Raw genomic sequence first — 9,449 nt, 5'->3', positions numbered from 1 at the left:
AGAAGAGTGTCTGAATTTTCGATTTTTTGTCGGCTCAAGTGAGCGTTGATGAATATCGGCAGTTATTCAGACCTTCCCTAGAGCACGAGACTGATCGACGGTGGTAGTATGTCGTATAACCTTCAATAAAAAGTGCGTAAACGGCAGTAAAAAAGCCGCTTGGCAGCACGCGCTTTAAATGCGCAAGGACCAAGGAGCAATAATGTATCCGCCTACCGACGTGCCGCAAAAGACGCCTTTTCAGCGCCAGGTGGACGCTATACCGGTTAAGAGTGCGCACGGGCATTGCTCGCCTGCCGACACCACTTTTGTGTTTGCCAACGAAGCGATCATTATTACCGATAAAGATAATCGGGTGATTGACGTTAATCCGGCCTTTTGCGAACTCACCGGGCTAACGCTTGAAGAGGCCAGTAACAAAACGCCGGAAGCCTTTAGTATTTTGCCGCTAGATGATAGCCGCAGAATGCCATTGGTACACGAAGAGCTTAGGCTGCGAGATCGTAGTAAGCACCAGGTGAGTTATCGAAGTCATGACGGACAGTATTATCCTGGCATGATGTCGATTAACCGAGTTCACGATGACCAGGGGCGCATTGATCATCACGTCATTGTGTTGACAGATTTATCGACCATTCCTTCCCATGCGCGGCATTTAAACCGGGAGGTTTATTTCGATGCGTTGACCGGCCTGCCGAATTTGCAGCTGCTAACCCAATTGATCCAAGAATCAATTCTGCATGCCGATCAAAAGCAACTGCCGCTTGCCATCTGCTCACTGGATATTGATTTTTTCCAAACGATCAATGAGCGTTTGGGCGCCCAAATGGGGGATGTTTTACTCTCCTCATTTGCTCAGCGTATCAGTCATCTGCTGTTTGGCGACGATGTGTTGGCCCGCGTAGGGGGCGATGAGTTTGTCCTGCTGCTACACCACGGCGTGGATAATATATTTTTTGAAAAGCTGCTAGCGGCTATTCGCCAACCCATCGTGATTGAGGGGCAGAGCATTTATCTGACGGTCAGCCTGGGAGTTACGCTTTATCCTCGTGACCATGTACAGGGAGATATATTGCTGCGCCACGCCAATCAGGCCATGTACCGTGCCAAGCAGCGCGGGCGTGATACCTACCACTTCTTTGATCCTGACCAGGACCGTTTACTCCAGGTACGCCACGAACAGCGTCAGCGCTTTATTGACGCGCTTAACCGCGATGAGCTGCGCCTGTATTTCCAGCCCCAGGTGGATATGCGTAGCGGTCAGGTTATTGGCGTTGAGGCCCTTATTCGTTGGCAGCATCCTGAGCAAGGATTGCTGGCACCTGGGCAGTTTCTTTCCACGATTGATACCACGTCGCTCGAAATAGATTTAGGTGAGTGGGTGTTGACGCAGGCACTTAATCAACTCACTCAGTGGCAAGCGCAGGGTATTTCGATAACTATCAGTGTGAACATCAGTCCAACGCACCTGCTGATTAGCGATTTTAGTCAACGGTTAGGCGAGTTATTAAAACGCTATTCACATGTGCCGCCTAAAATGTTGAAGCTAGAAGTGCTGGAAAGTGCCGCTATGCACGATATTACCGCAGCACTTAAGAATATAGCCTGCTGTCAGTCATTGGGGGTAGGGTTTGCCATCGACGATTTTGGCACAGGCTTTTCATCGCTAACCCATTTACGCCAGTTGCCGGTGGATTTGATCAAAATTGATCGTAGCTTTGTACGCGATATGCTCACTGATCCAAACGACATGGCGATTGTGGAAAGCGTAATTTATATGGCCAATCGCTTTGACCGAGCCATGCTGGCGGAAGGGGTAGAAACATTGGATCACGCCAAAGCGCTGATGAAATTAGGCTGTTTTCTGGCCCAAGGATTTGGGATCGCCAGGCCCATGCCTGCAGAGGCAATACCCGCTTGGCTTATCCAATGGCCGAATCAAACCGACTGGCAGGCGCTGACGCGTCTTTCGTAAGCGGGCATATTAAGCCGCTTGGCCGGCAGCCATTTCAGGCTCGGGGCCACGCGCTTTGTTCATGTCACTCTGTTGCTGTGCGGCCTCAAGCTTGGCTTCCAATAAATACTGACGGGCTTGGGAGGCGACCTGCAAATCTTTGGGTGATGGATCGGCAGGTGCCAGTGCAGCCGCAATGACAGTCTGCATCTTTTCTATTGTTGCCTGGGGGTTGCCTGGGACGGGGCCGTAATCGATAGGCACTTCACCTGCCACGGCGTAGCGTTTCCCATCGGGGCCTATTTCATATTCGTAAGTGGCGCCGCCGGTATAGGGGCCGCCCGTGATCTGATGGGCCATTTCGTGTTGTCGAACATCACGGTCCGTCTGTTTTAACTGCTCAAGCAGCTGAATCTCTTCAGGCGCCAAAGGCGTCCCGTCGGCACGGGTCGGGCCTGCGGTAACCTCGCTGTCAGCTTTGTTCGTTGCATCTTCTTGGATCGCAGATTTGTCGGTCGCGTTTTGGGTATCGTCAGCCGGGGGCGATACGCGATTAGAAACCGTAGCGTACGCCACTGAAGCCGGAGAAGAAGCACTGATAGTGGATTCCATAAGCAGTTACCGACGCCTGAGCTATTACGTTATTATAGGGTTGAGTTACTATAGCCTATCCGCGAGCGATTAAAAGCGTGCAAGCGCGTATGCCTTGCTGCAACATCTTATTTTGATTAGTACTGCCATGCCTTCCATTGACGTTGTTCTCCACCTGAGCCCTGATGAATGTTTAGCCCACTATGAAGGGCGCATCGCCCATGTGCGGGCGCGAAGCGTCGATGGGCGCTGGGTGGTTTTTCCTGCCGAGGCCATACGACGCATTGTGGGTCAGAATGGTATTCATGGTATTTTCCGTCTTATATTTTCAAGTGAAGGGCGCTTTATGAGTATTCAGCCTCTTGAAAGAGGTTAAGCGTAGTTGGTTTTTGTTGTCGCTATCAGCCACACGACAGCACCGCAGGGAATGGCGATAGGTTATCTTTGCACCATTTTAGTGCTTAAGAGCGCAGTGCAAAAATGTATCCTTGAAAAATATAGTATTTGAAATACAGTATTTGAAATACAGTGTCGGAAACAGAGTGTCGGAAACAGAGTGTCGGAAACAGGGTGTTGAAATTTTGGTATCGGAATTTTAGTGCCTAAAAATAGTAACGAAAATTATAGCGTTTAAGAATATCGTCTCTAACAGCCTTTTTAATCCTCTGATGTCTTTCTGCTCTTTTATCCGCAAAATTTTACGTTACTTGCTTAGCGGTATTACTAAATAAGTATTAGTCGTTACTAGTAATTTCTTCGTATGTAAATAGTTAGTACATGGCCTGTAGATTGCCTTTATAATGCGCCCATCATTGATGCCATGAACACTTCCAGGCTTACCCGCCTGTCAGTTTGCAGCCAGCTTACCCGGCATTGGCTGTGGCGCTATTAGGAGATATACCATGTCTGCCTCACCTGTCACCCTCATGGTGGCTCGGCGCGTTGCCAGCGGCCGCTATCATGATTTTAATCGATGGCTAAACGAAGGCCGTGAGCTGGCGGCTGATTTTCCCGGTTATTTGGGGTCGGGCGTACTTGCTCCGCCCAGCCATGATGATGAATATCAGATCATTTTTCGTTTCAGCAGCAGCAAAACACTGCATGCTTGGGAGCATTCTGCTTCACGCAGCGCTTGGCTAATGCGTGGTAAAGGGCTTTATGATGCTCCTCATGAGCACCGCGCCACGGGGTTAGACGCTTGGTTTCAAACAGCTTCAGGCCACACGCCACCCCGGTGGAAGCAGGCCGTGGCCGTGTGGTTGGCGTTTTTCCCCATCTCGCTGCTCTTTCAGTGGATATTTGGCGGTGTATTAAGCGACTGGGCGCTAGTTCCCAGGGTGCTGGCGAGTACCCTGATGTTAACGCCGGTGATGGTGTTTGTGTTTATTCCACTTTCTACCCGGCTTTTATCGCCCTGGCTTCAAGGAGCGTGGTCGCTGTCAGATATTTTGGCGCGCCTGCGGCGTACGTCGAACATAAATTTGTAATGTAAGTCTTTTTTACTTAGATATTTACTCCCTGGTAGGCAACGCTGCTAAGCTGAATATGCTTGCAAGAAAAAGGATAACGGGCGCGGGCGCAAGGCCTGCATAGCACGTCGCTTCCATGGAGTATTATATGATCCACGTTCATCATTTGGAAAAGTCGCGTTCTCATCGAATTTTATGGCTTCTAGAGTTGCTAGAACTAGCGTATGAAATACATGTTTACCAGCGCGATCCTAAAACCCAGCAAGCGCCTGAAGCATTAAAAAGTATTCATCCTTTAGGTAAGTCGCCAGTTATTACGGATGGCGAACTTGTGGTCGCAGAGTCTGGTGCCATTATTGACTATCTAATACAGACTTATGGTAATGGCCGTTTGCAACCTTCTCTTGATAAAACTCATGGCTGGGTGGATTATCGGTATTGGCTACATTATGCCGAAGGTTCCTTAATGCCTTTATTAGTTATGCAGCTGGTTTTTAAGCAGGTGCCTAAACAGTCTCCGTGGTTTATTAAGCCGCTGGCTAAGGGTATCGGTGATACGGTTAGTCAGCGCTTCTTAAATCCTCAGCTCAAGCAACATCTGAGTTTTATCGAAAATCATTTAGCCCAAAAAGGTAGCTTTGCGGGTGAGTGGCCAAGCGGTGCTGATATCCAAATGAGCTTTCCGCTTCAGGCCATGCAGGCAACAAGATCTTTGGCTGCATATCCGGCCATTACCGGTTTTGTTGAACGCATTGAAACCAACCCTGCCTGGCAGCGGGTGGTTGAGCGTGCCGGGCCACTTACCATGCCTGGCGAGTAATCCTTATTATGCTCGCGATGTTTGTTTCCCGGGAAATGCTACGTTTGCCTAAATACGGGATGGCGGTACACCGCCCTCGGCGATGGGCTGTCACGGCAGGCGTATTGCTTGGGTCATGCGGCCTCGCTTTTTCGAGCCTGGCTAATGAGACCTTGTTGGTGGGGGCCTACCACAATCCCCCCAAGCTATTTGTCGACGATAGGGGGAAGCTGCGGGGCATTTTGGGTGAGCTGCTTGAAGCGATTGCCAAGCAAGAGGATTGGCAGCTGGAAACCATCGCCTGTGAATTTCAGCATTGCCTTAACCTGCTTGAGCAGGGCGACATCGATCTCGTGCCTGATGTCGCCTGGAGTGAAGAACGTGCTCAACGCTTTACGTTTCATAGTGAACCCGTCATGCACAGCTGGTCGCAGCTCTATCAGCACGAAGGCGAGGGCGTTGAGGCGATTCTTGACCTTGAGAACAAGCGTATTGCGGTAGTGCAGGGATCTATTCAACAGAATTATTTGGCAGCGGTAACGGAGCGCTTTGATGTGATGGTCTCCTGGATGGCTGTCGATAGCTATGCGGAAGGCTTCCAGGCCGTCGCAATGGGGCGGGCTGATTTGGCGGTCTCGGATCACCTGTTTGGCGATTGGCGCGCGCATAATTACGGGCTGTATGAAACGGCGATTATCTTTCAGCCGATTCGGCTTTTCTACGCAGGCTCGCCTGCCTTATCGAATGTAGTGTTGGAACGTATTGACCAAGTGCTGCGCCGCTGGAAGCGGGATCCTCACTCTGAGTATTTCAGCACGTTGCGTGCCTGGCGTGCTGAAGCGCAGCCGCCCGAAGCTATCCCCGTTTGGTTATGGTGGTGTCTTTGGCTGCTGGCCACTTTTTGCATTATCGTGCTGGGCAGTGCGCTGTGGCTTAAACGGCGCATGGCGTCTAACAGAGAGCAGCTCAACGCCAATAAAGTAATGCTGGCAACCATTTTGGATAGCGTTGATGCGTATATCTATATTAAAACGCCGTCCCTGCGTTATCAGTTTGTAAATCAAAAGGTGAGCGAGCTATTTGGTTTACCGGCAGAGCAAATCCTGGGCAAAAGCGATAACGACTTTTTTGACAGTACGACCGCGCACGAAATCGCTCAGGTCGATCGCAGCGTCATGGAGTCAGGTAGAAAGGTCACCATTGAAGAGAGCAATGTCCTGCGAAGCAGCGATCAGGTGCGCACTTTCTTAACCATCAAGATGCCATTGGCATTGTCGCCGGGTGCGCCTGCCAGCCTGTGCGGTATTTCAACCGAGCTGACGGACTACCTGGAAATGCAGTCACGCACTAATCATCTGGCATTTTATGATGTGCTGACAGGGCTACCCAATCGGCGTTTATTGATGGAGTCGCTGACCTGGGAGATCGAACAGGAAAATACCACGCGCCCGTATAGCGCCCTGTTAGTGATCGATCTGGATAACTTTCATTTGGTCAACGATATACAGGGCCACGAAAGTGGCGACCAGCTGTTAATCGATGTTGCCAAGCAGTTGCGCCAGTACTTACCCGAGGGCGCGGTGCTGGCACGCTTCAGCGGCGATGAATTTGTCGCCCTCCTGGCAAGACTCGGCGAGCATCAAGCTGAAGCAGCTCTGAGCGCTGAGCGTGCCGCCAGACAGTTGCTGGACGCCGTTGCCCAACTGCGTGTTAACCGCTCGTTACCGGTTAATGCAAGTATCGGCATTGCGCTGTTCGATGGTGCCGATCACAGTATGAACAGCGTGCTACAACAGGCCGACCTGGCGTTACAGCAGGCCAAGACGGCGGGCGGCAGCACGCTGCGCTTTTTTAATCAGGATATGCAAACGAGCCTCATTGAGCGGACCAACCTTGAAAGCGATTTACGTCACGCTCTGGAGCGCAAGGAACTGGCACTGCACTATCAGGTGCAGGTTGATCATCAAGGTAAAACGACCGGGGTAGAAGCGCTTTTACGCTGGTATCACCCTCAGCGTGGCTGGGTGCCGCCATCCACCTTTATTCCTCTGGCGGAAGAGAATGGACTCATCGTGCCCATTGGTTACTGGGTGCTTCAGTCTGCCTGTGAACAGCTTGCCAAATGGGCCAATCAAGCCTCTTATGCGGCGTTAACCATTTCCGTTAACGTTAGCTCTGTCCAGTTTCAACAGCCTGAGTTTGTACGCAACCTGGAGGGCCTGCTTGCCCAGACCCAGGCACCGCCAGGGCGGCTGGTCTTGGAGGTAACGGAAAGTCTGCTAATGCGCGAGCCAACACGCGTACGCAATACGATGCTTAAATTGCGCGCCCAAGGTATTCGCTTTGCCATTGATGACTTTGGCACGGGTTACTCTTCGCTTAGCTACCTTAAACGGCTGCCTCTGGATGAGCTGAAAATTGATCAATCGTTTATTCGCGAACTGCTAACGGATAAAGCCGATGCGGCGATTGTCGATACCACCATTCTCCTGGCGGTGAGCCTGGGGTTAACCGTGGTGGCGGAGGGCGTAGAGAAAAAAGAGCAGTTGGATTGGTTAAAAGGTCATGGCTGTTACCGCTACCAAGGCTATCTTTTTGGACGGCCCACGCCCATCGAATACTTATTTGAAAGCTATTAAAAGCGATAACGCCCCGGTTCAGGGCGTTATGCGAAGAGGAAAGCCGAGCCAACAGAGGACGCGTATTAATAGTTGAGAAAGCTTTCTGCGTTAAGCCACAAATGAACCGCAATACTGGCGATATAGCCCAACGCAATAACCGGTGCCCAGCGCAAATGGCCCATAAACGTATAAGAGCCCCGCGCCTGCCCCATTACCGCAACGCCTGCGGCAGAACCGATGGAAAGCAGACTGCCGCCTACCCCGGCGGTTAGCGTAATCAGCAGCCAGTGACCGTGCGACATTTCCGGCTGCATGGTCAGAACGGCAAACATCACCGGAATGTTATCGACCACGGCGGAAACCACCCCAAGCACAATGTTGGCCCAGGTAGCATCCCAATTTGTATAAAGCATGTCGGAAAGCAGGCTCAAATAGCCCATAAACCCAAGACCGCCCACGCACATGACCACGCCGTAAAAGAATAGCAAAGTATCCCACTCGGCCCTCGCCACGCGGTTAAAGACATCAAACGGTACCACGCTACCCAACTGCGCCAGCTTCTTGTTATCACCATGACGACTGTAGCGTTCACGCTTACGCTCCAGCGAGCGGGGTAGACTTTTGCGTAGGTAGAAGCCGAAGAATTGAAGGTAGCCAAGCCCTGTCATCATGCCAAGCACCGGTGGCAAATGCAGGAACGTGTGGCAGATAACCGCCGTTAAAATAGTCAGCAAAAAGAGTACGATAATCCGCCTTGCGCCACGCTTTAGCTGAACATCTTCATACACGCTGGTGGGCTTTTGATTCTTAATACACAGGCTCATTACTATTGCAGGAATCAAGAAATTAACCAGAGAGGGTAAAAAGAGCGTAAAGAACTCCTGGAAATGGATAATCCCAGCCTGCCATACCATCAGTGTGGTGATGTCGCCAAAGGGGCTAAACGCCCCTCCGGCATTGGCGGCGACGACGATATTGATACACGCCAAATTGATAAAGCGCTTATCGCCTTCAGCAACCTTGGTGATTACTGCACACATGAGAAGTGCTGTGGTTAAGTTATCGGCAATTGGGGAGAGGACAAAGGCTAGCCCACCGGTCAGCCAGAATAGCGTGCGATAGCTAAATCCTTTACGCAGCATCCAGGAGCGTAACGCGTCGAACACCCGACGCTCTTCCATGGCGTTGATATAGGTCATCGCGACCAGCAGGAACAGCATTAGCTCGGTGAACTCTAAAAGCGTCATACGAAACGCGTATTCTGACGTGTCAGACATGCCGTTTTGAACGTACACCCAGCCAATAAGACACCAGATAATCCCCGCCGCCACCAAGACCGGCTTAGACTTGCGCATATGAATCTTTTCTTCCGCCATCACCAGGGCATACGCGAGTACAAAAATCGCGACGGCAAAAAAGCCAACGGCCGATGAGGTTAAATCGAGCTCGCCGGTGACTGCCAGGGTCGAGGTGCTATAAAGCGATAGCAAAGCGGCTAACAAAAAAAGCCAGCGACGAGAAACCCGTGGCTGGCCTGGCTCATGATGCTGCGTCAACATAGTGTATTATCCTTTTTTAAGTTTATTAGAAGGCATTAATGATAGAGGTAGATGTAACAACCCGTTTGGCTGCTAAAGACAAAATAAAATCAAAAAAAGCGGTCACTAAACGATGATGGCTTTTTTATAAATTATCCGTTTTGTTAACAGTAAGTTACTTAATAAATATCTGTGCCGTTTAGCGATGAATAAGTGTCACGCTGCTATTGCTGAATCATCCCATGATAATGAATGGATAATAATAAGACGAAGGGTTAATAAAACGAACGTTTAATGACGTTTTGTATTAGCAGCCATTTTTGTTAATTTTATGTAGACGTTGGGCTGGTAGTTTCCAGGTCAGACCGCTTGTATGACGGGTAGTCTCAGGGCGAGCGTCGGCCAGTCCATTTTAGGCCTGAGGAGCGTTCCTGGCGGGCACTTTACATGCTATGTTGGCTGAGCCAGATACGGCTC

The 9,449-nt window shown here is 50.6% G+C and carries 7 protein-coding genes; 5 read left to right on the top strand and 2 right to left on the bottom strand.

Annotation, left to right across the window (positions count from 1 at the left end; all coding sequences use genetic code 11):
* The first annotated feature begins 202 nt into the window (after positions 1–202).
* Entirely contained in the window at positions 203–1,975 is a 1,773-nt protein-coding gene (locus INT33_RS09845; RefSeq protein ID WP_193091772.1) for a putative bifunctional diguanylate cyclase/phosphodiesterase, read from the top strand.
* A gap of 9 nt (positions 1,976–1,984) precedes the next feature.
* On the opposite strand, the gene INT33_RS09840 is transcribed toward INT33_RS09845, so the two are convergent.
* A complete protein-coding gene (locus INT33_RS09840; RefSeq protein WP_193091771.1) occupies positions 1,985–2,566 on the bottom strand; it encodes a putative metalloprotease CJM1_0395 family protein in 582 nt (193 codons plus the stop codon).
* A 127-nt stretch (positions 2,567–2,693) separates the two neighbouring features.
* On the opposite strand from INT33_RS09840, the gene INT33_RS09835 reads away from it, so the two are divergent.
* The 4 genes from INT33_RS09835 to INT33_RS09820 all read left to right on the top strand — a co-directional run bounded on the left by INT33_RS09835 (position 2,694) and on the right by INT33_RS09820 (position 7,452).
* Positions 2,694–2,921, top strand: a complete 228-nt coding sequence (locus INT33_RS09835) for a DUF2835 family protein (RefSeq protein WP_192539379.1) — start codon at positions 2,694–2,696, stop codon at positions 2,919–2,921.
* A 526-nt stretch (positions 2,922–3,447) separates the two neighbouring features.
* A complete protein-coding gene (locus INT33_RS09830; protein WP_193091770.1) occupies positions 3,448–4,032 on the top strand; it encodes an antibiotic biosynthesis monooxygenase in 585 nt (194 codons plus the stop codon).
* Positions 4,033–4,162: 130 nt separating this feature from the next.
* Entirely contained in the window at positions 4,163–4,834 is a 672-nt protein-coding gene (locus INT33_RS09825; RefSeq protein ID WP_193091769.1) for a glutathione S-transferase, read from the top strand.
* Between the two features lie 17 nt (positions 4,835–4,851).
* On the top strand, positions 4,852–7,452 hold the full coding sequence (locus tag INT33_RS09820) for an EAL domain-containing protein (RefSeq protein WP_407648075.1): 2,601 nt from the start codon (positions 4,852–4,854) through the stop codon (positions 7,450–7,452).
* Between the two features lie 65 nt (positions 7,453–7,517).
* On the opposite strand, the gene nhaD is transcribed toward INT33_RS09820, so the two are convergent.
* A complete protein-coding gene (gene nhaD, locus INT33_RS09815) occupies positions 7,518–8,993 on the bottom strand; it encodes a sodium:proton antiporter NhaD (RefSeq protein ID WP_193091768.1) in 1,476 nt (491 codons plus the stop codon).
* Positions 8,994–9,449 lie beyond the last annotated feature (456 nt).

The sequence above is a fragment of the Halomonas colorata genome, assembly GCF_014897985.1.
Lineage (GTDB): Bacteria > Pseudomonadota > Gammaproteobacteria > Pseudomonadales > Halomonadaceae > Vreelandella > Vreelandella colorata.
This window is presented reverse-complemented; position numbering and strand designations above follow the sequence as displayed.